Genomic DNA, 22,862 nt, shown 5'->3' on the forward strand with positions numbered 1-22,862 from the left:
CCGGGTGCCCCCGATGTGTGATCCCGGCACATGGTCCCGGCACGCGTCGCCTGACCACGATGGGCGCCATGACCCGGACCACAGCAGCGGGAGCCGTTCTCGGGCTCTGCGCCCTTCTGCTCACCGCCCCCACGAGCACGCCGCTCCTGACCGCGCCGGCCTCCGCCGAGGCGCCGGGGCACTGCGCCCGGCAGGCGCACGTCGACGTGCCGCGTGCCGAGCAGCAGCAGGTCGCCTGCCTGGACGACCTGACGACCGCGGGGACCACTGTCAGCGGGCACACCGACCCCGCCGACTGGAACGGCCTCCACGCTCCCGGGACCCGGAACCCCACGGGCGTCCCGGGCGTGCAGGTCGACGGCTACTTCCCGGACACCTCCACCAGCAACACCCACCACGGCTGGAACCACGACTCGCAGTTCGTGATCCGCCTCCCTGACCGGTGGAACGGCAAGGTCGTCGTCAGCGGTGCTCCCGGGACCCGGACGCAGTACGCCGGGGACTTCGTCTTCAGCGACTGGCTGGTCGCGCGCGGCTACGCCTACGCGATGACCGACAAGGGCAACAACGGTGCCTCCTTCCACGCCGACGGCGAGGAGCCCGGCGACGCGGTCGCCGAGTGGAACCGCCGGGTCACCCAGCTCACCCGGGCGACCCGGGCCGTCGTCGAGCAGAAGTACGGCCGGGCGGCGCGACGGACGTACGCCATGGGGATCTCCAACGGCGGCTACCTGGTCCGCTGGCAGCTCGAGAACCGGCCCGGCCTCTACGACGGTGGCGTCGACTGGGAGGGCACGCTCTACCGCGGCGCGCCGCCCAACCTGCTGACCTACCTGCCGGACGCCCTGACGCACTACCCGGAGTACGCCGCCACCGGCGACCGGGCGGCCTTCGACGCGATGGTCGACGCGGGCTTCCACCCCCGCTCGGAGTTCACCTGGGACTTCCACTACAGCTACTACTGGGACCTCACGCAGCGGCTCTACCGCGAGGAGTTCGACCCGTCGTACGACGGGGACCTCGTCGCGGGCGTCCCCTTCTGCCGGAACGGCACGCCCGCGTGCGACGCGGACTACGAGTACGCCGAGCGCCCCGGCGCCCGACGGGCGATGGCGAAGGTGGCGCTGACCGGCGACGTCCGGCGCCCGATGCTCACCCTCCACGGCACGCTCGACGCGCTGCTGCCCATCCGCACCGACTCGGACGTCTACCGCCCGATGATCCAGGGCCGCGGGCGCGCCGACCTGCACCGCTACTACCGGATCCGGGGCGGCACCCACGTCGACAGCCTGCACGGCGTCCACGGCGACCGGGTGCGACCGCTCCTCCCCTGCGCCCGCCGGGCGTTCGTCCGACTGGACGCGTGGGTCGAGGACGGCAGGCGGCCGCCCGCGAACGCGACGCTGGACCGACCGGCCGCGGAGGTCGACGCGGTCAACCGTTGCCGACTGGGCTGAGCCTCACTCGTACGGCGTGAGCAGCTGGTCGACCGGCGCGTGGTCGTCGCTCAGCACCATCGCGTCGCCCACGAAGGCGGCCAGCTGCTCGCCGCTGATCGTGGCCCAGGGGTTGTCGCGCTCGGCCATCCGGTCCTCCCAGGCGGCCAGGTCGACCGGCCGGTCCCCCGCGACCGCGACCAGGTTGCCGCCGCCCTGGCCCGCCAGCACCTCGGGACGCGCGGCGAGGGCGACGTGGTCGAAGCGCGCGAGCAGCGTCGCCAGCTCTGCGCGGGCGAAGTCCAGCGGCCCGTGGTCGATGAGGTTGGCGACGTAGAGCCCGTCGTCGGCCAGCACCCGTCCCACCTCCTCCATCGCCTCGGTCGTGGTCAGGTGGAAGGGGATGCTCACCCCACCGAACGCGTCGCCCACCACGAGGTCCTGGCTGCCGTCGGCGACCCGCCGCAGGCCGGTGCGGCCGTCCTCGACGCGCACCTCGATCCCGCCTCCGAGCTCGAGCCCGAGCCGGTCGACGTCGAGCTCGACGACACCGGCGTCGATCTCGGAGACCATGCTGTCGGTCCCGGGGCGGACCTCGTCGAGGTAGCGCGGGACGGTCAGTCCCCCGCCGCCGAGGTGGTGGGCACGCAGCGGCTCGCCGTCGGCGTACGCCGTGTCGGTCAGCGAGGCGATCGCCCTGACGTACTCGAAGTCGAGGTGGGTCGGGTCGTCGAGGTCGACGTAGGAGTGGTTGACGCCGTCCATGATCAGCAGCCGGCCGGACGCGTTGGCGGGATCGGTCTCGACCACGGCGCAGTGGTACGTCGTCTCGACGTCGCACCCGCCCGGGGCCGTGACCGCCGCGAGCCCGCCCGCCGCCACGACCGCGGCCGCCACCGCCCGGCCGCGCCAGCCCCGCACGCGCAGGTCGACGACGACCGAGCTCACCAGCAGCAGCACGCCGAGCCCGACCAGGATGGTGCTGACGGGCACCAGCGTGATCAGCACGAAGCCGGTCAGCACCGTGCCGGCGATCGCCCCGACGGTGCCGATCCCGGAGAGCCGGCCGACGACGGTGCCGGTCTCGTCGAGGCTGGTGAGGCGCAGCTTGGTGACCATGGGCGTCACGGCCGACAGCAGCGCCGCCGGCACGACGATGGCGGCCGCGGACATCCAGAACAGCAGGCTCGGATCGCCGGTCGCGCCCGCCCACCGCACGAGCCCCGGCATCAGCGCCACCGCTCCCCCAGCCATGCCCAGCAGCGGCGCGAGGGTGACCCGGGGCGGGAACCGGTCCGCTGCGCGCCCACCCAGCCAGGCGCCCGCCGCGATCGCGGCCAGCGCCAGCCCGATGACGAGGGTGTTGGTCTCGAGCGTCAGCCCGAGGTACGGCGCCAGCAGCCGCAGCGAGGCGAGCTCCACGACCAGCACGGCACCCGAGGAGCCGAAGACGAGCGCTCCCGCCGCCCAGGGCCCGAGACCGGCCGGCTCGCGGGTCACGGGCTGCTCCATGGCGCCAGCCTGCCAGAGCGGCGGGAACGCCCGGAAATGCAAGACGAGCACGTCCGTGGCGGACGTGCTCGTCTGGGTGGCTCCCCCGGTTGGACTCGAACCAACAACCCTCCGGTTAACAGCCGAATGCTCTGCCAGTTGAGCTACAGGGGATCGTGCCGGGTTGCGCCGCACAGGTTAGCAACCGTTGCGGAGGTGACGGAAATCGGGCCGTCACCCCGCGCCGACGTCGTCACGGGCTGCCTGGAGGGCCGCATCCGCCACGGCCCGGACCTCCGCGTCGTCCGGGTCGACGCCCGCGTCGTACTCGAAGAACCAGTCGACGGGGCCGTTGCCGCGGGGGGCCCGGCGGGCGATGACGCGGAGCCCACGTCGCCCGCTGACCGCCACGTGCCGCTGCAGGACCACGCTGGCGGTGACCCGTTCGCGGACGAGCTCGAGGAACCGGCCCGGCTCCGCCAGCGCGTGGACGTGCTCGCGACGCTCCTCGCCCCACCGGCCGACCTCGCTGAGCCGGAAGACCTCGGCGTCGCGGTCCCAGTCGGCGGCCTCGACCTGCTCCCACGGGATCCGGTCGCCGGCGAGGTAGACCGCGTCGCGGGTGCCGGCCAGCACCTCGCCAGCGCTCGTCGTCGCCCAGGCGAGCACCGACTCTCCCCGCCCGACCTCGACCGCGGGCCGGGCCTCCCGACGCAGCCTCACCGGCCGCCCACCGCCCGGTCGCGCAGCTGGCGGCGGTGCTGCTCGAGCGCGACGAGCTCGCCGAACATCCGGTTGTAGTCGGTCGGGTGCTCGACCGGGTTGGTGCGCTGCAGCTTGGACTTCAGGTCGGCGATGCGCCGCATCGCGGTCAGCTCCTGCAGGCGGTAGACGTGGGCCGCGACGTAGGCGGCGTCGGGCTCCTTCGCGGTCTTCAGGGGCTCCACCCCGAGCGCGCTGATCGCCGACGACACCGCCGGGTCGGTCGCGCCGTCGCGCAGCTTGCCGGCCCACCCCGGGTCCTGGACGGCGGCCGCGGGGCCGCCGACAGCCGCCACCAGCGCCCAGACGTCGCGGTACGTCGGGTGCGTGAAGTCGTTGCCGTCGACGCCCCGGGCCGCGTGGCCGACCGCCGCGGGGTGCTGGATCACGAGCTTGAGGGTCTCGCGCTCGATGGAGAAGCGGGGGTCGCGCAGGTCCGGCAGCTGTCGCCGCGGCGGCTCGCCGCTCGCCACCGGCGCGGCCTGCGGGGGCTGGTGCGGCTGCTGCGGACGAGTGCCGCGGTTCTGCGCCCGACGGACCTCGCCCCGGGCCTGCTCGACGTCGACGCCGACCATCCCGGCCAGCTCGCGGGCGAAGGCGTCGACCTTGGACTTGTCGCGGATGCTCGACACCAGCCGGGCTCCCTCGCGTACGGCGTCGACGCGGCCGTCGGCGCGGTCGAGGTCGTACTTGCCGACGACGTTGCCGAGCACGAAGCGGTAGAGGGGCACGCGACGGGCGACCAGCTCGCGCACCGCGGCGTCCCCCTCCTTGAGCCGCAGGTCGCACGGGTCGAGGCCGGACGGCTCGACGGCGACGTAGGTCTGCGAGACGAAGTTCTGGTCGCCGTCGAAGGCCCGCAGCGCGGCCTTCTGGCCGGCCGCGTCGCCGTCGAAGGTGAAGATGACCTCGCCGCGGAACTCCTCGTGGTCGTGGAGGAAGCGGCGCAGCACCCGGGCGTGGTCGTCACCGAAGGCGGTGCCGCAGGTTGCGACGGCGGTGCCGACCCCGGCCAGGTGGCAGGCCATGACGTCGGTGTAGCCCTCCACGACGACCGCCTGGGAGGTGCGTCCCATCTCCCGCCGGGCGAGGTCGAGCCCGTAGAGGACGTGGCTCTTCTTGTAGAGCGTCGTCTCGGGGGTGTTGAGGTACTTCGCCTCGATCTTGTCGTCGTCGAAGATCCGGCGGGCCCCGAAGCCGATGGTGTCGCCGGAGGCGTCGCGGATCGGCCACAGCAGCCGCCCGCGGAACCGGTCGTACGCCGACCGCCCGATCGCGACCAGACCGGCCGCCACGCTCTCCTCGTCGCGGAACCCCTTCTGGCGGAGCACCTTCAGCAGCGCCTCGCCGTCACGGGGCGCGAAGCCGTTGCCGAAGCGCTCGGCCGACTCGGCGTCGAAGCCGCGCTCGGTGAGGAACTGGCGGGCATGCTGCGCCTCGGGGCTGCGCAGCTGGTCGGCGTAGAACTCCTGGGCGACCCGGTTCGCCTCGACGAGCCGGCTGCGCTGCGGACCCCGGGGCCGGTCCTCGCGCGGTCCGTCGCCGTCCTCGCGCCGCAGCTGGACGCCGTACTTCTCGGCGAGCCGCTCCACCGCCTCGGTGAAGCCCAGCCCGTCGAGCTTCATCAGGAACGTGATGACGTCGCCGCCCTCGCCGCAGCCGAAGCAGTGGTAGAAGCCCCGGCTCGGCGTGACGTGGAAGGACGGCGACTTCTCGTCGTGGAAGGGGCACAGCCCCTTGAGCGAGCCGCCGCCGGCGTTGCGGAGCGTGACGTAGGACATCACGATCTCGTCGATACGAGCCTTCTCGCGCACCTCGGCGATGTCCTCGTCACGGATCCGGCCTACCACGTTGCGGAGTCTACGCAGCGGTCCCCGCCCGGGCTCCCCGCCTCCACATGGCCGCCGTCCAGCGGGTGGACTCACCCTCCCGGGGGTTGGCACCGTCACCAGCGACCGGCAAGGGTGGAGGTCATGAGCCACTCCGACAGCACGTCGACGAGCCAGGGCTCCGACCCGACCCTCGGGGCCGTCGTCCACGACCTCACGACCCAGGTCCCGGAGCTGATCAGGTCCGAGATCCGCCTCGCCCAGGCCGAGATGGCCCAGAAGGGCAAGCAGGCCGGCCTCGGCCTCGGCCTCTTCAGCGCCGCCGGGCTGCTCGCGTTCCTCGGGCTGGCGACCCTGGTCGCCACCGCGATCCTCGCCCTCAGCCTGGCCGTCGCGGCCTGGCTGGCCGCCCTGGTCGTCGCGGTCGTCCTGCTCCTGGGCGCCGGTGGTCTCGCGCTCGGCGGCCGCACGAAGGTCGGCGAAGCCACCCCCGCGGCGCCGCAGCGGGCCGTGGAGGGCGTCAAGGAGGACATCGCGACCGTGAAGGGACAGCACCGATGAGCGGCAAGTCGCCCGAGGAGATCGAGGCCGAGATCGCTGCACAGCGCGAGGAGCTGGCCGCCACGGTGGACCAGCTGACCGCCAAGCTCGACGTCAAGGCCAACGCCCAGCGCAAGGCCGCCGACCTCAAGGACCGCGCCACCACCGGCACCGGGTCACCACGACCCGAGGTCCTCGCCGCCGCGGGCTCGCTGATCGCCATGGCGATCGCGCTCGTGTGGTGGCGGCGCACCCGCTGACGACCCCGACCGACAACCGAGAGGAACCCCATGAAGAAGCTGACCATCCTGATCGCCGGTGGCGTGGGATACGTGCTCGGCAGCCGCGCCGGCCGCGAACGCTACGAGCAGATCAAGGGCCTGGCGACCAAGGTCAAGGACGACCCGCGGGTCCAGGAGAAGGCCCAGCAGGCCACCGACCTGGCGAAGGAGAAGGCCCCGGTCGTCAAGGACAAGGTGGCCGGTGCCGCCGACGCCGCGGCCGCCAAGGTCAAGGGCGGTGGCGACGACGGGCTCGAGGAGCAGCTGCACCCCGACAGCACCGCGCGCCAGGACAACCCCTACCCCCAGGGTGACCTTCCCTGATCGACGAGACGGTGGTGCCACGCCACCGCGCTCGCGTCGGTGAGGGACGCGACCTGGTCGAGCACGACCCGCCGGCGGGCCGCGTCGTCACCGGCCCGGTGCCAGTCGTCGGCGTACGGGCGTTCCAGCACGCCGGGGGCCCGGTCGGCGAGCACCTCCACGAGCGAGGAGAGCAGCTCACGCTCACGTGAGCGTGCGGCCACCCGGTCCTCGGCCTGCATCACGTAGTGGGCGGCGATCCCCTTGAGCAGGCCCATCTCGAGCCGGACCTGCTCGGGCACGACCAGGTCGGCAGCGTGCCGGACGAACGGACCCTCCGCCGAGGCGAACGTCGCCGACTGGACCGAGCCGCAGAACCTGCCGATCAGGTCGCTGGTGAGGTTCTTGAGCGTGGCGAGGGCGCGGCGGCTCCCGTCGTACGTCGTGCTCGGCCAGCCGTCGACGGCGACCAGGCCGTCGAGCACCGCGTCCAGCACGGCGTCGTCGGCGTCGGGGAGGTACCAGGCCCGGGCGGTCGCGAAGAGCGCCGGCCGGTCGAGGCGGCTGAGGTCGATCCGGCCGGCCGCCACACCGTCCTCGACGTCGTGGACGGAGTAGGCGACGTCGTCGGCGAGGTCCATGACCTGCGCCTCGAAGCAGCGCCGGGTGCCGGGCTGGTCCAGCCGCAGCCACCGGAAGACCGGCAGGTCGTCCTCGTAGACCCCGAACTTCACCACGGCGACCGGGGTGCCGTCGCCGTGGACGCCGGACGGCGGCGCGGCGTCGGCACGCGACCACGGGTACTTGGTGCAGGCGTCCAGCGTCGCCCGGGTGAGGTTGAGCCCCACGGGCTCGCCCGCCTCGTCGAAGGTCTTGGCCTCGAGCCGGGTGAGGATCCGCAGCGTCTGGGCGTTCCCCTCGAAGCCGCCCCACTCCGCCGCCCACTCGGCGAGCAACCGCTCGCCGTTGTGCCCGAAGGGTGGGTGGCCGAGGTCGTGGGCGAGCGCGGCGGTCTCGGCCACGTCGGGGTGGCAGCCGAGGGCGCGGGCCAGGTCGCGGGCGACCTGGGCGACCTCGAGGCTGTGGGTGAGCCGGTTGCGGACGAAGTCGTCGCTCTGCGGCCCCATCACCTGGGTCTTGGCCGCGAGCCGGCGCGACGACGCCGCGTGCACCACCCGGGCGCGGTCACGCTCGAACGGGGTCCGCTCGGGGGCGGCCACCCGCTTCGGCGGCTCCGCGACCAGGCGGGCGCGCGAGGCGTCGTCGTACAGCTCGAGGGACTCCATCGGTGGTGACCCTAGTGGTCACCACCGATGGTCCTGACGGACGTCCGGCTCAGTACGTCGTGACGTGGACGTGGTCGTAGTGGTTCGCCGTGACCGAGCCACGGTCCTCCACGTAGCGCCAGCCCTCGGCCGACCGGTCGACCGACCAGATCTTCTGCGAGTACATGACGTAGTTGACGCCCAGCGCCGAGTAGTTGGCGCGGACGAACTCCGCGACCTCCCAGCCGCGCGACCCGCTGACCATGATGTCGATGGCCAGGCCCTGCGAGTGCTCGCCGTCGCTGCGGTAGGTGCCGTAGGTCGTGATCTCCGGGAACGCGGCGCAGACGGCCTCGTGGACGGCGATGATGTTGGGCTGGCCGTCCACGGCGGTGCCGTTGGTGCAGGACCCGCCGAGCGCCGGGGCCCCGCCCTCGCTGCTGCCGTCGGCGGAGACCGCGTTGGGGTTCTCGTCGGTGAGGTAGCCGGAGGTGACCCAGCGGGCCTCGCCGTCCAGGACGACCTCCACGCGGCCGGCGGCCTCGCGGCCGGTCACGAGGACCTTCTTGGACTCCTCGAGCACGCCCTTCTTGGCTGCGTCCTCACCCGGCGTCACCCACAGGTTGAGGGGAGCCGTGGTCCAGAGCTTGGTGTCGGCCTGCTTGATCGCCTTGGCGACGGCCGGCTTCTCGAGCAGGTCCTCCCAAGGCTCCTCGGGGACGATGCGCTCCGCGGAGCGCGAGACGACCTGAGGACGCTCGGACACGTCCACGGCGTCGCTGTCGGTGGTCTCGCCTGCCTGCGAGATCGCCGCCTGGTTGGAGGAGAGCAGCATGTCCCCGGTGTCGGAGTCGGCTGCCCACACCCCCATCCCGACGGTGGAGAGGGTGGCCACGAGGGCGAGAGGGGCGGCGACGAATGCCGCCTTGGGCTTGGTGAGGGGAAAACGGCGGGCATCGGTGTCCCGCTTGTGGCTGATGGCCACAGCGCTGATCCTTTGCTGTTGCTGACGGGGGTCTGTGCTTCACCGCCCGGCTTGTGGCCGGACGCACCGAGAGTGAAGGAGTCAAGCACACCCCTAGGGGTGGGCTCCAATCCGGGGGGCCACCTCAGGGGGTAATTCCCGTCACCCTACCGTCACCGGAGCGTTATCCGCCCGTGATCTCCACAGACTCCTCGCGGACGCAGGAGTCGAGCCCGTCGGTGTCGTCGAGCCAGCCCTCGGGCAGCGCGACCCGTGCCCGGGGCGACCCCTGCCGCCCCCGCGGGGAGCCCAGCTCGGCCACCGGGAACGGCTCGGTGGGGTCCAGCTCGGCGAGCAGGGCGTCGAGCGCCGCCAGGGAGTCGACGAGCGCCAGCGAGTGGCGCAACCGGCCGCCGGCGGAGAATCCCTTGAGGTACCAGGAGACGTGCTTGCGGAACTCCTTGCACCCACGCTCCTCCCCCATGTGCTCGACCAGCAGCTCGGCGTGGCGTCGCATCATCACGACGACCTCACCGAGCGTGGGGAGCGTCCGGGTCTCCCGACCCGCGAAGGCGTCCGCGAGGTCGCGGAACAGCCACGGCCGCCCGAGGCAGCCCCGCCCGACGACCACCCCGGCGACGCCGGTGTGCTCGACCATCCGCAACGCGTCGGCGGCCTCCCAGATGTCTCCGTTGCCCAGCACCGGGATGTCCACGTGGTCGACCAGCTCACCGATCGCGTCCCAGTCGGCCTCGCCGGAGTAGGCCTGCGCGACGGTGCGGCCGTGGAGGGCGATCGCGGCGCAGCCGGCCTCCTCGGCGATCCGGCCGGCGTCGAGGAAGGTCAGGTGGTCGTCGTCGAGCCCCTTGCGGGTCTTCATCGTCACCGGGACGTCGTACGGGGCGGCGGCCGCGACCGCGTGCTCGAGGATGGCGCCCAGCAGGCCTCGCTTCCACGGCAGCGCCCCGCCGCCACCCTTGCGGGTCACCTTGGGGACGGGGCAGCCGAAGTTCAGGTCGATGTGGGCGACGCCGTACTCGGCGCAGAGGATCTCGGCCGCCTTGCCGACGTAGACGGGGTCGGTGCCGTAGAGCTGCACCGAGCGGACCTGCTCGGCCTCGTCGAAGACCAGCATCCGCCGGGTCGTCTCGTCACCCTCGACCAGCCCGCGCGAGGTGATCATCTCGCAGACGTAGAGACCGGCCCCCTGCTCCGCGCACAGGCGGCGGTAGGCGGCGTTGGTGATGCCGGCCATCGGCGCCAGCACCACGGGGGTGGGCACCGTCAGGCTGCCGAGGGTCAGGGACATGGTCCCCATTGTCGCGGGAAGGGCGCGGTTGGCCCAACTCAGCCGTTGCCGTTGCCCTGCTGCTGACCGCCGCCCTGCTTCTTGTTCTTGTTCTTGCCGCCGCCCTGGCCGGCCCCGGCCTTCTCCAGCTCGCCGGTCCAGGTGATCGGGTCGAACTCCTGGGTGGGCCGGAAGCTCACGGCGGTCAGCTCACCCTTGTCGGGAGCGAGGTAGACCATGCAGGCGTTGACCCGGTCGCCGTTGCGGAACTTCTTGGGGAACTCCGACCCCTCGCACGGCTCGAAGGTCCCGGTGAACACGGAGGACTCGATGAGGCGGTTCTCGCCGTCGACGATGTAGAGCGGCACCCGGTTGCCCCCGAGGTCGGACTCGCCGACGTTGGTGATCCTCGCGCGGACGAAGTAGGGGGAGGTGCTGCGCGTCTCCTTGGTCAGCTCCCAGCCCTCGAACATCGAGAAGGAGGCCTTCTCGGTGGCCGTGACCTTGATGTCGAGCGCGCCGATCTGTCCCTGGCGCGGCTCGTAGGCGACCGTGGCGGTCTGACCGATCTCGAGCTCCGAGCCCTGGGTCGTCAGCTCGACCCCTTCGGGCACCTCGAGGTACGGGGTCTCGGAGGCGGACGGGCTCTCCCCGCTGCTCCCCGAGGCGGGGGTCTCCCCGTCGTCCGAGCAGGCGGACAGGGCCAGGGTGGCGGCGAGTCCGAGAGCGATCAGGCGGGCGGAGCGGCGCATGCCGCCATTGTGCACGAGCACGTCAGCACCCCACGAACCGCTGCGCGAACCACGAGGTGATCGAGTCGAGGCCGACCCGCTCCTGCTGCATGGTGTCGCGCTCGCGGACGGTCACGGCATGGTCGTCGAGGGTCTCGAAGTCGACGGTCACGCAGTAGGGCGTACCGATCTCGTCCTGCCGACGGTAGCGGCGGCCGATGGCGCCGGAGTCGTCGAACTCGACGTTCCAGTTCTGGCGCAGCTCCGCGGCCAGGTCCCGCGCCTTGGGCGAGAGGTCGGCGTTGCGCGAGAGCGGCAGCACCGCGACCTTCACCGGCGCGAGGCGCGGGTCGAGGCGCAGCACGGTGCGCTTGTCGACTCCGCCCTTGGTGTTGGGGGCCTCGTCCTCGGTGTAGGCGTCGATGAGGAACGCCATCAGGCTCCGGGTCAGGCCCGCTGCCGGCTCGATGACGTACGGGACGTAGCGCTCGTTGGCGGCCTGGTCGAAGTACGACAGGTCGTGCCCGGAGAACGTGCTGTGCTGGGTCAGGTCGAAGTCCGTGCGGTTGGCGATGCCCTCGAGCTCCTCGAAGTCACGCCCGGAGAACCCGAAGCGGTACTCGATGTCGACGGTCCGCTTGGAGTAGTGCGACAGCTTCTCGGCCGGGTGCTCGTAGTGGCGCAGGTTCGCGGGGTCGATGCCCAGGCCGGTGTACCAGGCGGTCCGGGTGTCGATCCAGTACTGGTGGAGCTCCTCGTCCTCCCCCGGCTTCACGAAGTACTCCATCTCCATCTGCTCGAACTCGCGCGTGCGGAAGATGAAGTTGCCGGGGGTGATCTCGTTGCGGAAGCTCTTGCCCATCTGGGCGATGCCGAACGGCGGCTTCTTGCGGCTCGAGGTCACCACGTTGGCGAAGTTGAGGAAGATGCCCTGCGCGGTCTCGGGGCGGAGGTAGTGGAGGCCCGACTCGTCCTCGATCACGCCGAGGTAGGTCTTGAGCATCATGTTGAAGGCGCGCGGCGGGGTCCAGGCGCCCCGGGTGCCGCAGTTGGGGCACGGCACCGACTCGTTGATGTCGACGGAATCAGGATCGACCGGGTCGCCCTTGAGGCTCTTGCGGCCGGCGTACTCCTCCTGCAGGTGGTCCTCACGGAACCGCTTGTGGCAGGACTGGCACTCGGTCAGTGGGTCGCTGAAGGTGCTCAGGTGCCCGCTGGCCTCCCAGGTGCGGGTCGGCAGGATGACGCTGGAGTCCAGCCCGACGACGTCCTCGCGGGCAGTGACCATCGCCTTCCACCACTGGCGCTTGATGTTCTCCTTGAGCTCCACGCCCAGCGGCCCGTAGTCCCAGGCGGAGCGGGTGCCGCCGTAGATCTCGCCGCACGGGTAGACGAAGCCCCGGCGCTTGCAGAGGGAGACGACGTGGTCGAGGGTCGTTGCTGGCGGCTTGGCCACGGGAGTGACTCGCTTCCTGGTGTCGGCCGGCTGGCTGCCGGGCTGACGTCGTGAGCTGGGCGAGCGCTCAGCCTAACGAGCGGGTGTCCGCCACGTTCAGGTCGGCCCCGGGCTCGACCGGCTCGTAGGCGCTCGGCTCCTCGATCGCCCGGCTGAGCACCGGGACGGCGTACAGCTTGACGTCGTACGCCGACAGCGCCCGCCGGTAGGCGCCCACGTGCTCCCACGTGCTGACCAGGGTCCACAGCGTGGGGTCGTCGACGTTGCGGCCGACGTGGCTGGTCAGGTGGCCGGGGCGCTCGGCAAGCGCCTGCCGGGCGCGCTCGAGGTCGTCACGGAAGGTGACGGCCTGCTCCTCGGGGACCACGAACCTGTTGACGACCAGCACCCGGCCAGTATGGCGCGACCCGGTTTGACAATCATTCTCAACTCGGCTGAGAATCGTTCTCATGTCGTCGCTCGCCACCCGTCTCCGCGTCCCCGTCGCCGTCGCCGCCGCCTCCGCCCTCCTGGCCGGGTGCGGCGCGATCACCGGTGACCAGGGGGGTGGGGGACGGGAGGTCGTCGCGTCCTTCTACCCCCTCGCGTGGGTGACCGAGCGGGTGGCGGGTGACGGCTGGACGGTCACCAACCTCACCTCCCCCGGCGGCGAGCCGCACGACCTGGAGCTCTCCATCGACGCCACCGCCTCGCTGACCGAGGCCGACCTGGTGGTCTACCTCGAGCAGTTCCAGCCGGCCGTCGACGACGCCGTCGACACCAACGTCGAGGGCGCGACCCTGGAGGCCGGCGGCGTGGTCGACCTGCAGCCGGTGGCCGACCACTCCGAGGAGGGCCACGCCCACGAGGAGGAGCACGCCGAGGACGAGGAGTCGCACGACCACGGCGACCTGGACCCCCACTTCTGGCAGGACCCGGCACGGATGGCCGTCCTGGCCCGGGCGGTGGCCGACGAGCTGGCCGCCCTCGACCAGGCCGGTGCCGACACCTACCGCGCCAACGCGGAGGAGCTGGCCGTCGAGCTCGAGGCGCTCGACCGGGAGTACGCCGACGGGCTCGCCGACTGCGAGCGCGACGTGGTGGTCGTCAGCCACGACGCCTTCGGCTACCTCGCCGGGTACGGCCTCCACCTCGAGCCGATCGCCGGGCTCACCCCCGACGCCGAGCCCTCTCCCGCGGTCCTCGCCGACCTGTCCGACCTGATCCGCGAGGAGGGGCTCACCACCGTGTTCTCCGAGCGGCTGGCGAGCCCGGCCATGGCCGAGACGCTGGCCTCGGACCTCGGGGTCACGACCGGGGTGCTCGACCCGGTGGAGGGTCTGGCCGACGAGACGGCCGAGGAGGACTACCTTTCGCTCATGCGCGCCAACCTGGCCGCCCTGGAGGAGGCGAACGGCTGTTGAGCACCGTCATCGAGGTCCGTGACCTCGACGTCTCCATCGCCGGCCGGACGGTCCTCCAGGGCGTCGACCTGACCGTGCAGGACGGCCAGTTCGTCGCCCTGATGGGCGCCAACGGCTCGGGCAAGTCGACGCTGGTCCGCGCGGTGACCAGGCTCCGACCGGTGGCCGACGGGTCCGTGGAGCTGTTCGGCACCCCGTTGGCTCGCTTCGACGAGTGGCACCGGATCGGCTACGTGCCGCAGCGCGCGGGTGCCGCGTCCGGCGTACCCGCCTCGGTCCGGGAGGTGGTCGCCTCCGGCAGGCTCGGGCGGCGCCGCCTGTTCCGCCCCCTGTCGCGTGCCGACCGCCGGGCGGTCGACGACGCCCTCGAGGTGGTCGGTCTCGAGGACCGGGCGGCGGAGAGCGTCGCGACCCTGTCCGGCGGCCAGCAGCAGCGGGTGCTCATCGCGCGTGCGCTCGCCGGCGAGCCGGAGCTGTTCTTCCTCGACGAGCCCACCGCGGGCGTCGACCTGCCCAACCAGGAGGCGCTCGCACGCTCCCTGGCCGTGCTCGGCGACCGCGGCGCGACGATCGTGCTCGTGGCCCACGAGCTCGGCCCGCTCGCTCCCCTCGTGGACCGCGCCGTCGTGATGTCCCACGGCCGGGTGTCCTACGACGGTGACCCGCTCGACGAGCAGGCGGTGCACGAGCCCCACCACCACCCCCGGATCGAGCGGCACGACCACACGCCCCACGTCGGCTCGCCGCTGGACTCCCTGGAGGAGCGATGATCGACCTGTTGACGTACCCGTTCATGGTCCGCGCGCTCATCGCGGCGGCCGTGACCGGCCTGGCAGCGCCCGCGATCGGCACCTACCTCGTGCAGCGCCGGCTGGCGCTGCTCGGCGACGGGCTCGGCCACGTCGCCGTCACCGGCGTCGCCCTCGGCCTGCTCACCGGCACCTCCCCCACGTGGTTCGCGGTGTTCGTCGCGGTGGTCGGCGCGGTCGCGATCGAGGTGATCCGCGAGCGCGGCCACACCAGTGGCGACGTCGCCCTCGCCCTGCTCTTCTACGGCGGCCTCGCGGGCGGCGTCCTCATCACCGGACTCGCCGGCCAGACGGCCTCGCGGCTGCAGGAGTTCCTCTTCGGCTCCGTCACGAGCGTGTCGGTCGCCGACCTGCTCGCCACCGTCGTGCTGGCGGTCGTGGTCATCGCCGTCTGCCTGGGACTGCAGCCCCAGCTGTTCGCCGTCTCGCAGGACCAGGACTTCGCGCGCGTGGCCGGCGTCCCGATCCGCTTCTACAACCTGCTCGTGGCGGTGCTTGCCGCGGTGACGGTGACCGTGGCGATGCGGACCGTCGGGCTGCTGCTGGTCTCGGCCCTGATGGTGGTGCCGGTGGCGACCGCCCAGCAGCTGACGCGGTCCTTCCGCTCGACGCTGGGCGTCGCGATGGTGCTCGGCCTCGGTGCCTCGCTCGGCGGGCTCGTGCTCGCGGCGTACCTCTCCACGGTGCCGCTGACCGTCGCGCCCGGCCCCACGATCGTGCTGCTGTCCTTGACCGGCTTCGCGCTCGCCTGGCCGGCCGGGGTGTGGCTGCGCAGCCGGCAGTCCCGCGCCCGGGAGGTCGCCCGTGCCTGACCAGCCACTGCGCCTCACCCGCCAGCGCCAGGCCGTCGCCGACGCCCTGGCCACGATCGACGACTTCCGGTCCGCCCAGGAGATCCACGCGGTGCTCGCCTCGCAGGGTCACGGCGTCGGCCTCGCCACCGTCTACCGCACCCTGCAGCTGCTCGCCGAGCACGACCAGGTCGACGTGCTGCGGACCGATGACGGCGAGGCCAGCTACCGACGCTGCTCCGGGACCCACCACCACCACCTGGTCTGCCGCTCGTGCGGCGCCACCGTGGAGATCGAGGGCCCGGCGGTCGAGCAGTGGGCGCAGGCGGTCGCCGAGGAGCACGGGTACGCCGACGTCAGCCACACGCTGGAGATCTTCGGCGACTGCCCCCGCTGCCGCTGAGGTCAGCGGTCGGCAGCTGCCTCGACACCGAGGGGCAGCCGGACGCGGAAGGTGCTGCCACGCCCCACCTCGCTGTCCACCTCGATCCGGCCCCCGTGGCTCTCGACGATCGACTTGGTGATCGACAGGCCGAGGCCGATGCCCTGGATGCTCTGCTCCTCCGCCTGGCGTGACCGGAAGAAGCGGGTGAACAGCTGGTCGCGGTCGCGCGCGCCGATCCCGATGCCGGTGTCCTCCACGGAGAGCTCGACACGCTCGCCGTCCACACCGAGCCGGACGTGGACCTTGCCGCCGCGCGGGGTGTACTTGATGGCGTTGGAGACCAGGTTGTCCGCGACCTGCCGCATCCGGTCGCGATCCATCATCATCACCAGGGCGTCCGGGAGGTCGGCGTCGAGCGTGACGCCGACCGAGGCCGCTGCCGGGGCGGCGGCCGCGACCGTCTCCCGGACCGTGGCGGCGAGGTCGCCGCGGGTCCGGACGACGCGCATCGGACCCAGGTCGATCTGGGCGGACTGGAGCAGGTCGGCCACCAGCCGGCCCAGCCGCTCGGCGTTGCGCGCCACCACGGCGAGCTGGCGTACGGCCTCCTCGGGCATGCCGTCCTCCTCCATCAGCAGGTCGACGTAGCCGCGGATCGAGGTGAGCGGGGTCCGCAGCTCGTGGGAGACCGAGGCGACGAACTCGTCCTTGACCCGCAGCGCGCGCATGAACTCCGTGACGTCCTTGTAGGCGAGGGCCGCGCCGACGAACCGTCCCTCGGGGTCGCGCACCGAGCGCGCCGAGACCGACAGGGCGCGGGAGGTCAACGGGTCGTCACCGACCCAGATGCGGAAGTCGTCGAACTCCTCGCCCGCCGCGGCGCGGGTCGTGGGCATCTGCTCGCCTGTCAGCAACGAGGTGCCGCTCTCGTCGTAGATCAGCCCCATCTGACCTGCCCGGCCCCGGTGCCCGTCCGGGAACGACAGGGCCATGAAGTCGCGGTGCCGCCGGTTCATCGACTGGTAGCGCCCCTCGTCATCGAGGAGCAGCAGGCCGACGTCGACGGTGTCGAGGATCGCGTCGGAGACCCGGCGCTGGTGCTCGATGGTGTCGAGGGCGACGGAGAGCCGGTCGCGGTCGAGCTCGGCCACCTCGCGCTCGCGGCGAAGCTGCCCGAGCGTCGACGAGAGCGCCTGTGCCGCCCAGGCCGCCCAGGTGCCGAGCGCGGGGACGAGCACCGAACGCGAGATGTTGTCGCCGGTCGGCTCGAGGACGAGCAGTCCCGGGATCGTGATCGTCAGCACGCCGGCCACGAGCGTGACCAGGATGCCGCGCCGGCCGAACGCACGCCCCAGCCAGTACGCCGGGATCAGCACCAGCAGCCCGGCTCCGGCCCCGAGCGACGCGAGCCGCGACACCCCGACGACCGCGATGTCGATGACCGGGACCACGGCGACCGCGCCCGCCGGGAGTCGGTCCCACGGGGCGGCCACGGACAGCACCAGGGCGGCCAGTGCGACCAGCAGGGCTGCGACCGGCCAGGAGGCGAACGAGTCGATCCGCCCGGCGAGCACCCGGACGGCCAGGTCGAAGGCGATCAGAGCCGTGAAGACGACCTGCAGGGCGACCGGGTCCGAGCCGTCCAGCCGCGCGCGCCAGCCGACGGCAGCGGTTGCGCGCTCACGTTCGTGCTCGGTCACGACGGCCCCCCTCTCCGTGACACGCTCCACTCCCCCGGGCGAGATCTTCCCAGAGCGGCAGCGTTTTGGGGAGATGCTGTCTCCGGCGGTCCGCTGCGCGCGGCCGGCGCCCCGGCTCTGACATCCTGCGCATGTGAGACGCCCTGTCCGACCACCCATGTCGCACCCGTCCGGCGCCCGGCCACCGGCCGTGCCGCGCGACCTCGTCCCGCGCCACGTCGCCATCGTCATGGACGGGAACGGCCGCTGGGCCAAGGAGCGCGGCCTGCCGCGGACGGCCGGCCACGAGCAGGGCGAGCACTCCCTCTTCGACGTGGTCGAGGGGGCGATCGAGATCGGGGTCGGCGCGATCTCGGCGTACGCCTTCTCGACCGAGAACTGGTCCCGCTCGCCCGACGAGGTCCGCTTCCTGATGGGCTTCAACCGCGACGTGATCCGGCGTCGTCGCGACGAGATGCACGAGCTCGGCGTGCGGGTCCGGTGGGCCGGTCGGGCGCCGCGGCTGTGGAGGTCGGTGATCAAGGAGCTGCAGGTCGCCGAGGAGCTGACGCGGGACAACGACGTCCTCACCCTGACGATGTGCGTCAACTACGGCGGCCGCAAGGAGCTCGTCGACGCGGCCCGCGGCCTCGGGCGCGAGGTCGCGGCCGGTCGGCTGGACCCCGAGCGGATCACCGAGCAGACCTTCGCCCGCCACCTCTACGTCCCCGAGCTGGCCGACGCCGACCTGGTCTGGCGGACCTCCGGTGAGCAACGGCTGAGCAACTTCATGCTCTGGCAGGCGGCGTACTCGGAGATGGTGTTCAGCAACGTGCTCTGGCCCGACGTCGACCGGCGCCACCTGTGGGACGCGATCGAGACGTACGCCCGGCGGGACCGGAGGTACGGCGGGGCGTGAGGGGGGCGTCGGTTGGCCCGCTCAGGCGGGGAGACCGACCGAGGTCACCGCTCGACGTACTCCCACGACCGCAGGCCGCGCTCGAGGTGCCAGGCGAGGTAGGCGGCGACGAGGCCGCTGGCCTCGCGAAGGTGGCGCGGGTCGGCGGCGTGCACGGCCGGCCAGTCACCGGCGAGCAGCGCGCCGAGCAGCGACAGCGTCTCGGCGGCGGGCCCTGCCGAGCCGGGCACCCGGCAGTCACCGCACAGCACCCCGCCCGACGCGGGGCTGAACCAGCGGTGCGGACCCGGGTCCCCACAGCGTGCGCAGTGGTCGAAGGAGGGGGCGTAGCCCGCGACGGCCAGGGACCGCAGGAGGTAGGAGTCGAGCACCTGACCCGCGGGGTGCTCGCCACCGCCCATCGCGCGGAGCCCGCCCACGAGCAGCAGGAACTGCTGGACCGAGGGCTGCTTCTCCTCGGTGACCAGGCGCTCGGCGGTCTCGAGCATGACGGTGCCGGCGGTGTAGCGGTCGTAGTCGTGCCCCAGCCGTGAGGGGAACGGCGTCAGCGTCTCGGCCTGCGTGATGGTGTCGAGGCTTCGGCCCTCGGCCAGCTGCAGGTCGACGTGGGTGAACGGCTCCAGCCGGGAGCCCCAGCGGGAGGTCGTGCGCCGGACCCCCTTGGCGACCGCGCGGACCAGCCCGTGCTGACGGGTCAGCAGGGTGATGATCCGGTCGGCCTCCCCCAGCTTGTGGGTCCGGAGGACGACCGCCTCGTCTCGGTAGAGGGGCACAGCACCATTGTGCCGCGCTCAGCCCTGCGGGCGCCGCTGCCGGGGCCGTGTCAGGTCGTCCTCCTGGGCGGGCTCCCAGCAGGCGAGGGCGAACTCGACGGCGCGGCGGTCGAGGCGCTCGGGCCGCCGACGCCACTCCAGGATGCTGGTCGCGCGGACGAACTCGGCGTACGGCATCTCCTCGGCCAGCATGGCCGCGTCCGCGGCCGGGTGGATCGGGTCGGACGGGTGGCCGACCACAAGCGCGGGCGCCGTGATGGCCCGACGCTCCCGCGAGGACGGGGCCACGCGACCGAAGAAGATGCCGTGCACCACGGCCGCGACCGACCCCGGCCGCTGGTCGCAGGTGTCGAGCCCGATCCCGACCCAGAACGGCACCAGGCCCCGCGGCACCGGACGCGTCAGGAGCCGCAGCGCCGTGACCGTCACCGGCAGGAACCGCGCGGCGAACATCAGGGGTGCGAAGGCCATGATCCCCGCCTCCACCGCGTTGTCGAGGACCGGCATCTCGAGCAGCAGGCCACGGACCCGGTCCGGCGCGAGGCTGGCGACCTCGAGGGAGACGTTGGCCCCGAGCGAGGTCCCGCCCACGACGGCCTGGTCGGCGCCGAGGTGGTCGAGCAGGGCGAGCACCTGCCCGCCGAACGCGGTCATCGAGTAGACGAGCGGGTCCTCCGGCCGGTCGGAGCGTCCGTGGCCGAGCAGGTCCAGGGTGACGACGTGGAGGCCCTGGGAGGCGAGCGTGCGCGCGAGCGGCTGGCACATCCGGCGCGGCATCAGCTGCCCATGGAGCAGCACCACCCACCGGTCGCCGGAGCCGTACTCGGTGTACTCCAGCCGGTCGCGCCCCGCATCGCTGTCGAGGAAGAACTGGCCGATCCGTTCGGACACCAACATGCCCGCAGCGTAGGCCGTCCCCCGCACTCCGTGGCACGGGAAACGGGGCAAACCCCGCCCGCATGCACAAGACTGTGTCCATGAGCGAGAACGGCCGGCGCTGGGCCGGGCCGGCAGCCGTGGCAGTGGCGCTGCTGGGCGTGTACGTCGCCGGCACCAGCGCCGTGCTGTTCCGTCCCGAGGGCAGCGACGTCGCCTTCTGGTGGCCGGCCGCCGGCATCTCGGTCGCACTGGTCGCGCTGGTCCCCCGTCGGCACGTGCTGCCGGTCGTGCTCGGGATCTTCGCGGTCTCCCTGGCCGCCAACCTGAGCGGTGGCCAGACCGCGGACCTCTCGCTCGCCTACAGCATCGCCAACGCCGCCGAGGCCCTCGTGGCCGGGATGCTGCTCAAGGGTCCCGACGGCCGGCTGGTCACGCTGGGCCACCTCTCCGACTTCGTCCGCCTCGTCGTCGCGGCAGTGGTCGGCGCCCTGGTCGTCGGCGTGCTGGGGGCGCTGGCGGCGTACGCCCTCGACGACGGCTCGCTGCCCACGACGCTGCGCAACATCTTCACCTCCCACATGGCCGCCACCATGGTGATCGTCCCGGTGGCGATGACCTGGCGGCAGCGCACCTCGGAGGCGCCGCGGCTGGAGTTCGCGATCCAGGTGCTGTGGCTCGCGGCCGTCACCTGTGCCCTGTTCATCCCGGTCCACTCCTACCCGCTGTCCTTCGCGCTGCTGCCGATCCTGGTGTGGGCGGGGCTGCGGCTCTCCCCGCGCGCGGTGACGATCGAGCTGCTCGTCACCTGCCTGGTGGCGATCCTGCTCACCGGTCAGGGCCGCGGTCCTTTCGGCGACACGGGGCCCGCGGGCGCGATCTCGCTGGAGCTCGCCGCACCCCTGGTCCAGGGCTTCATCCTCGCCGGGGCGCTGGTGGTGCTTCCCCTCACGATGGCCGTCACCCAGCGCCGGCTCGCCCTCGAGGTGCTCACCGAGCGCGAACGGCTGTTCCGCCGCAACTTCACCGAGTCGATGACCGGCATGCTCCTGCTGAGCCTGCGCGGCGACCGGCTGGAGATCGTGGACGCCAACGAGACCGCCCTGCAGCTCCTCGACGACGGCCGGACCCGCGTGGTGGGGCGCTACCTCGACCGGGTCCTCAGCGGTCCCTCCACCCTGCGCAGCGTGGTCCGCGAGATGGTCGGCGGCGACCTCGACGGATGGCGCGGGCAGGTGTCGGTACCGCACCGGCCGACCAGCCACGTCAAGATCGCGATCTCGCCGCTCACCCGCGGTGCGGACGCGACCTTCTCCGCCCAGCTGCTCGACGTCAGCGCCGAGTACGCCGCCCTCGCCCGCACCGCGGCCGCCGAGCGGCTCACCAGCGCCACCTTGGACACCACGCACTGCATCATCCTGGTCTGCGACATGGACGGGACGGTGGTCCGCGCCAACCGGGCGACGAGCACCCTGACGGGGTTCCACGAGGACGAGGTGCTGGGCCGACCGGTCTGGGAGTCGATCATCCCGCCCCACCGGGTGCCGATCGTGCGCAGCATGTTCAGCTCCCCCGACGGGTCGGCGATCCCGGGGTCCCGCGAGGCCGACGTCCAGACCGCGGCCGGCGACGTGCTGCGAATCGTGTGGAACACCGACCTGGTCCGCGACGAGGACGGCACTCCCCGCTACGCCGTGATGACCGGCATCGACGTCACCACCGAGCGGACCACGGCCGGGCTGATGAACACCCTCTTCCAGGCCGGCATGTCGACGGCGATCATCGGCATGGACGGCCGCGGCCGGATCACCCTCTTCAACTCCGGCGCGCAGGCCCTGCTGGGCTGGACCACCGAGCAGGTGCGAGGCCGCCAGTTCACCGACCTGCTCGATCCCACCGAGATGGCCGAGCGGACCGCCGACGCGCACGGCAGCGGCTGGAGCGCCCTCACCTCGACCATCGGCGAGGAGCGGGAGTCGCAGGTCGACGACTGGACCTGGCTGACGGCCGGCGGGTCACGGCGTACGGTCTCGATGACGCTCAGCGGCGGTGGCAGCGAGTTCGGGCCGCAGGCCGGCTACCTCGTGGTCGGCCGCGACGTGACCGAGCAGCGGCACAGCCAGATGATGCTGATGGCGGCCCTCGAGAAGGAGCGGACCGCCTCCGAGCGGCTACGACAGCTCGACGCCGCCAAGAACGAGTTCGTCTCGACCGTCAGCCACGAGCTGCGCACGCCGGTGACGAGCATCGTCGGCTACACCGAGCTGCTCGCCGACGGCTCCCCCGTCGAGCCCGATCCGCAGCAGGTCCCGCTGCTCGACACGATCGCCCGCAACGGCCACCGGCTGATCTCGCTGTGCAACGACCTGCTCACGCTCGCCGGGCTCGACTCCGACGGCCCCGCCTGGAACCGTGCCCCGATCGACGTCCGCGACCTCGTCACCCAGGCCGAGGACTCGCTGCGGCCGATGGTGCGCGACCGTCACCTCAAGCTCTCGTTCGTCGTGCCGGAGCAGCCGGTCGTCGTGGTCGGCGACGCGATCCAGCTCGAGCGGGTCCTGCTCAACCTGCTCAGCAACGCCCTGAAGTTCACCCCTGACGGCGGGCTCGTGACGACCTCGCTGGAGGTGCGCGACGGGGAGGCGTGGCTGCTCGTCGTCGACACGGGGATCGGCATCCCCCACGAGGAGCAGGAAGGGCTGTTCCAGAAGTTCTTCCGCGCCTCCACCGCCCAGGACCTCGCCATCCAGGGCACAGGCCTCGGCCTGTCGATCGTGGCGGGGATCCTCGCCGTGCACGGCGGCCGGATCGGCGTCGAGTCGGCCCCCGGCGAGGGGACGACCTTCACCGTCCGCCTGCCGTTGCAGGACGGCTGACCCGG

The 22,862-nt window shown here is 72.5% G+C and carries 22 protein-coding genes and 1 tRNA gene; 10 read left to right on the forward strand and 13 right to left on the reverse strand.

Going from position 1 to position 22,862, the window contains the following annotated elements; genetic code table 11:
* Window positions 1-68 precede the first annotated feature (68 nt).
* On the forward strand, window positions 69-1,457 hold the full coding sequence (locus EXE57_RS04470) for a tannase/feruloyl esterase family alpha/beta hydrolase (protein WP_208542966.1): 1,389 nt from the start codon (window positions 69-71) through the stop codon (window positions 1,455-1,457).
* Window positions 1,458-1,460: 3 nt separating this feature from the next.
* On the opposite strand, the gene EXE57_RS04475 is transcribed toward EXE57_RS04470, so the two are convergent.
* From EXE57_RS04475 to dnaG, 4 genes are all read right to left on the reverse strand, one after another.
* Window positions 1,461-2,948: a fused MFS/spermidine synthase gene (locus EXE57_RS04475; protein WP_135074380.1), complete on the reverse strand. Its 1,488-nt coding sequence runs from the start codon at window positions 2,946-2,948 to the stop codon at window positions 1,461-1,463.
* Between the two features lie 77 nt (window positions 2,949-3,025).
* A tRNA-Asn gene (locus EXE57_RS04480) sits at window positions 3,026-3,101 on the reverse strand.
* 60 nt (window positions 3,102-3,161) lie between these two features.
* Complete coding sequence (locus tag EXE57_RS04485; protein ID WP_135074382.1) at window positions 3,162-3,650, reverse strand: hypothetical protein; 489 nt, start codon at window positions 3,648-3,650, stop codon at window positions 3,162-3,164.
* A complete protein-coding gene (gene dnaG, locus EXE57_RS04490; RefSeq protein WP_135074384.1) occupies window positions 3,647-5,539 on the reverse strand; it encodes a DNA primase in 1,893 nt (630 codons plus the stop codon). The genes EXE57_RS04485 and dnaG overlap by 4 nt, the downstream gene beginning before the upstream one ends.
* A 123-nt stretch (window positions 5,540-5,662) precedes the next feature.
* Between dnaG and EXE57_RS04495 the strand changes: the two genes are divergently transcribed.
* From EXE57_RS04495 to EXE57_RS04505, 3 genes are read left to right on the forward strand one after another with little or no spacing between them, the layout of a single operon-like run.
* A complete protein-coding gene (locus tag EXE57_RS04495; RefSeq protein WP_135074386.1) occupies window positions 5,663-6,079 on the forward strand; it encodes a phage holin family protein in 417 nt (138 codons plus the stop codon).
* A complete protein-coding gene (locus EXE57_RS04500) occupies window positions 6,076-6,318 on the forward strand; it encodes a DUF3618 domain-containing protein (protein ID WP_135074388.1) in 243 nt (80 codons plus the stop codon). The genes EXE57_RS04495 and EXE57_RS04500 overlap by 4 nt, the downstream gene beginning before the upstream one ends.
* 30 nt (window positions 6,319-6,348) lie before the next feature.
* Window positions 6,349-6,663: a YtxH domain-containing protein gene (locus EXE57_RS04505; protein ID WP_135074390.1), complete on the forward strand. Its 315-nt coding sequence runs from the start codon at window positions 6,349-6,351 to the stop codon at window positions 6,661-6,663.
* Here EXE57_RS04505 and EXE57_RS04510 read toward each other — a convergent pair.
* The 6 genes from EXE57_RS04510 to EXE57_RS04535 all read right to left on the reverse strand — a co-directional run bounded on the left by EXE57_RS04510 (window position 6,639) and on the right by EXE57_RS04535 (window position 12,734).
* Window positions 6,639-7,928 carry a deoxyguanosinetriphosphate triphosphohydrolase gene (locus EXE57_RS04510; RefSeq protein ID WP_135074392.1) on the reverse strand — a complete coding sequence of 430 codons (1,290 nt, stop codon included), beginning with the start codon at window positions 7,926-7,928 and terminating at the stop codon, window positions 6,639-6,641. The two genes, EXE57_RS04505 and EXE57_RS04510, sit on opposite strands and share 25 nt — an antisense overlap.
* 49 nt (window positions 7,929-7,977) lie before the next feature.
* Entirely contained in the window at window positions 7,978-8,892 is a 915-nt protein-coding gene (locus EXE57_RS04515) for a VldE C-terminal domain-containing protein (RefSeq protein WP_135074394.1), read from the reverse strand.
* Window positions 8,893-9,055: 163 nt separating this feature from the next.
* Window positions 9,056-10,180 carry a tRNA dihydrouridine synthase DusB gene (gene dusB / locus EXE57_RS04520; protein WP_135074396.1) on the reverse strand — a complete coding sequence of 375 codons (1,125 nt, stop codon included), beginning with the start codon at window positions 10,178-10,180 and terminating at the stop codon, window positions 9,056-9,058.
* A 38-nt stretch (window positions 10,181-10,218) separates the two neighbouring features.
* Entirely contained in the window at window positions 10,219-10,911 is a 693-nt protein-coding gene (locus tag EXE57_RS04525; RefSeq protein ID WP_135074398.1) for a hypothetical protein, read from the reverse strand.
* A gap of 22 nt (window positions 10,912-10,933) precedes the next feature.
* Entirely contained in the window at window positions 10,934-12,346 is a 1,413-nt protein-coding gene (locus tag EXE57_RS04530; RefSeq protein ID WP_135074400.1) for a glycine--tRNA ligase, read from the reverse strand.
* Window positions 12,347-12,413: 67 nt separating this feature from the next.
* On the reverse strand, window positions 12,414-12,734 hold the full coding sequence (locus EXE57_RS04535; RefSeq protein ID WP_208542967.1) for an antibiotic biosynthesis monooxygenase family protein: 321 nt from the start codon (window positions 12,732-12,734) through the stop codon (window positions 12,414-12,416).
* 61 nt (window positions 12,735-12,795) lie between these two features.
* On the opposite strand from EXE57_RS04535, the gene EXE57_RS04540 reads away from it, so the two are divergent.
* From EXE57_RS04540 to EXE57_RS04555, 4 genes are read left to right on the forward strand one after another with little or no spacing between them, the layout of a single operon-like run.
* Window positions 12,796-13,749, forward strand: a complete 954-nt coding sequence (locus tag EXE57_RS04540) for a metal ABC transporter substrate-binding protein (RefSeq protein WP_135074402.1) — start codon at window positions 12,796-12,798, stop codon at window positions 13,747-13,749.
* The gene (locus tag EXE57_RS04545; protein ID WP_244246994.1) at window positions 13,746-14,519 is read left to right on the forward strand and encodes a metal ABC transporter ATP-binding protein; all 774 of its coding nucleotides are present in this window, start codon (window positions 13,746-13,748) and stop codon (window positions 14,517-14,519) included. The genes EXE57_RS04540 and EXE57_RS04545 overlap by 4 nt, the downstream gene beginning before the upstream one ends.
* A complete protein-coding gene (locus tag EXE57_RS04550; RefSeq protein ID WP_135074406.1) occupies window positions 14,516-15,370 on the forward strand; it encodes a metal ABC transporter permease in 855 nt (284 codons plus the stop codon). The genes EXE57_RS04545 and EXE57_RS04550 overlap by 4 nt, the downstream gene beginning before the upstream one ends.
* Complete coding sequence (locus EXE57_RS04555; protein WP_135074408.1) at window positions 15,363-15,752, forward strand: Fur family transcriptional regulator; 390 nt, start codon at window positions 15,363-15,365, stop codon at window positions 15,750-15,752. The genes EXE57_RS04550 and EXE57_RS04555 overlap by 8 nt, the downstream gene beginning before the upstream one ends.
* Window positions 15,753-15,754: 2 nt before the next feature.
* Here the strand turns inward: EXE57_RS04555 and EXE57_RS04560 are convergent, their stop codons facing one another.
* Window positions 15,755-17,434: a sensor histidine kinase gene (locus EXE57_RS04560; protein WP_135074410.1), complete on the reverse strand. Its 1,680-nt coding sequence runs from the start codon at window positions 17,432-17,434 to the stop codon at window positions 15,755-15,757.
* Between the two features lie 157 nt (window positions 17,435-17,591).
* Between EXE57_RS04560 and EXE57_RS04565 the strand changes: the two genes are divergently transcribed.
* The gene (locus EXE57_RS04565) at window positions 17,592-18,332 is read left to right on the forward strand and encodes an isoprenyl transferase (protein WP_135074412.1); all 741 of its coding nucleotides are present in this window, start codon (window positions 17,592-17,594) and stop codon (window positions 18,330-18,332) included.
* A 44-nt stretch (window positions 18,333-18,376) separates the two neighbouring features.
* Here the strand turns inward: EXE57_RS04565 and recO are convergent, their stop codons facing one another.
* Both recO and EXE57_RS04575 read right to left on the reverse strand, forming a co-directional pair.
* Window positions 18,377-19,105: a DNA repair protein RecO gene (gene recO, locus EXE57_RS04570; RefSeq protein WP_135074414.1), complete on the reverse strand. Its 729-nt coding sequence runs from the start codon at window positions 19,103-19,105 to the stop codon at window positions 18,377-18,379.
* Window positions 19,106-19,123: 18 nt separating this feature from the next.
* The gene (locus EXE57_RS04575; protein WP_135074416.1) at window positions 19,124-20,002 is read right to left on the reverse strand and encodes an alpha/beta fold hydrolase; all 879 of its coding nucleotides are present in this window, start codon (window positions 20,000-20,002) and stop codon (window positions 19,124-19,126) included.
* An 80-nt stretch (window positions 20,003-20,082) separates the two neighbouring features.
* On the opposite strand from EXE57_RS04575, the gene EXE57_RS04580 reads away from it, so the two are divergent.
* Window positions 20,083-22,857, forward strand: a complete 2,775-nt coding sequence (locus tag EXE57_RS04580; protein WP_167305818.1) for an ATP-binding protein — start codon at window positions 20,083-20,085, stop codon at window positions 22,855-22,857.
* The last annotated feature ends 5 nt before the right edge of the window (window positions 22,858-22,862 follow it).

The sequence above is a fragment of the Nocardioides euryhalodurans genome (genome assembly GCF_004564375.1).
GTDB classification, from domain to species: Bacteria; Actinomycetota; Actinomycetes; order Propionibacteriales; family Nocardioidaceae; genus Nocardioides; species Nocardioides euryhalodurans.

Bases quoted from the DNA above. Each gene is read 5' to 3' on its own strand.
- dusB (WP_135074396.1), bottom strand. From the start codon at position 10,180: ATGTCCCTGACCCTCGGCAGCCTGACGGTGCCCACCCCCGTGGTGCTG.
- EXE57_RS04510 (WP_135074392.1), bottom strand. From the start codon at position 7,928: ATGGAGTCCCTCGAGCTGTACGACGACGCCTCGCGCGCCCGCCTGGTC.
- EXE57_RS04495 (WP_135074386.1), top strand. From the start codon at position 5,663: ATGAGCCACTCCGACAGCACGTCGACGAGCCAGGGCTCCGACCCGACC.
- EXE57_RS04580 (WP_167305818.1), top strand. From the start codon at position 20,083: ATGAGCGAGAACGGCCGGCGCTGGGCCGGGCCGGCAGCCGTGGCAGTG.
- EXE57_RS04525 (WP_135074398.1), bottom strand. From the start codon at position 10,911: ATGCGCCGCTCCGCCCGCCTGATCGCTCTCGGACTCGCCGCCACCCTG.
- EXE57_RS04505 (WP_135074390.1), top strand. From the start codon at position 6,349: ATGAAGAAGCTGACCATCCTGATCGCCGGTGGCGTGGGATACGTGCTC.
- EXE57_RS04470 (WP_208542966.1), top strand. From the start codon at position 69: ATGACCCGGACCACAGCAGCGGGAGCCGTTCTCGGGCTCTGCGCCCTT.
- EXE57_RS04575 (WP_135074416.1), bottom strand. From the start codon at position 20,002: ATGTTGGTGTCCGAACGGATCGGCCAGTTCTTCCTCGACAGCGATGCG.
- EXE57_RS04550 (WP_135074406.1), top strand. From the start codon at position 14,516: ATGATCGACCTGTTGACGTACCCGTTCATGGTCCGCGCGCTCATCGCG.
- EXE57_RS04500 (WP_135074388.1), top strand. From the start codon at position 6,076: ATGAGCGGCAAGTCGCCCGAGGAGATCGAGGCCGAGATCGCTGCACAG.
- EXE57_RS04475 (WP_135074380.1), bottom strand. From the start codon at position 2,948: ATGGAGCAGCCCGTGACCCGCGAGCCGGCCGGTCTCGGGCCCTGGGCG.
- EXE57_RS04565 (WP_135074412.1), top strand. From the start codon at position 17,592: ATGTCGCACCCGTCCGGCGCCCGGCCACCGGCCGTGCCGCGCGACCTC.
- EXE57_RS04540 (WP_135074402.1), top strand. From the start codon at position 12,796: ATGTCGTCGCTCGCCACCCGTCTCCGCGTCCCCGTCGCCGTCGCCGCC.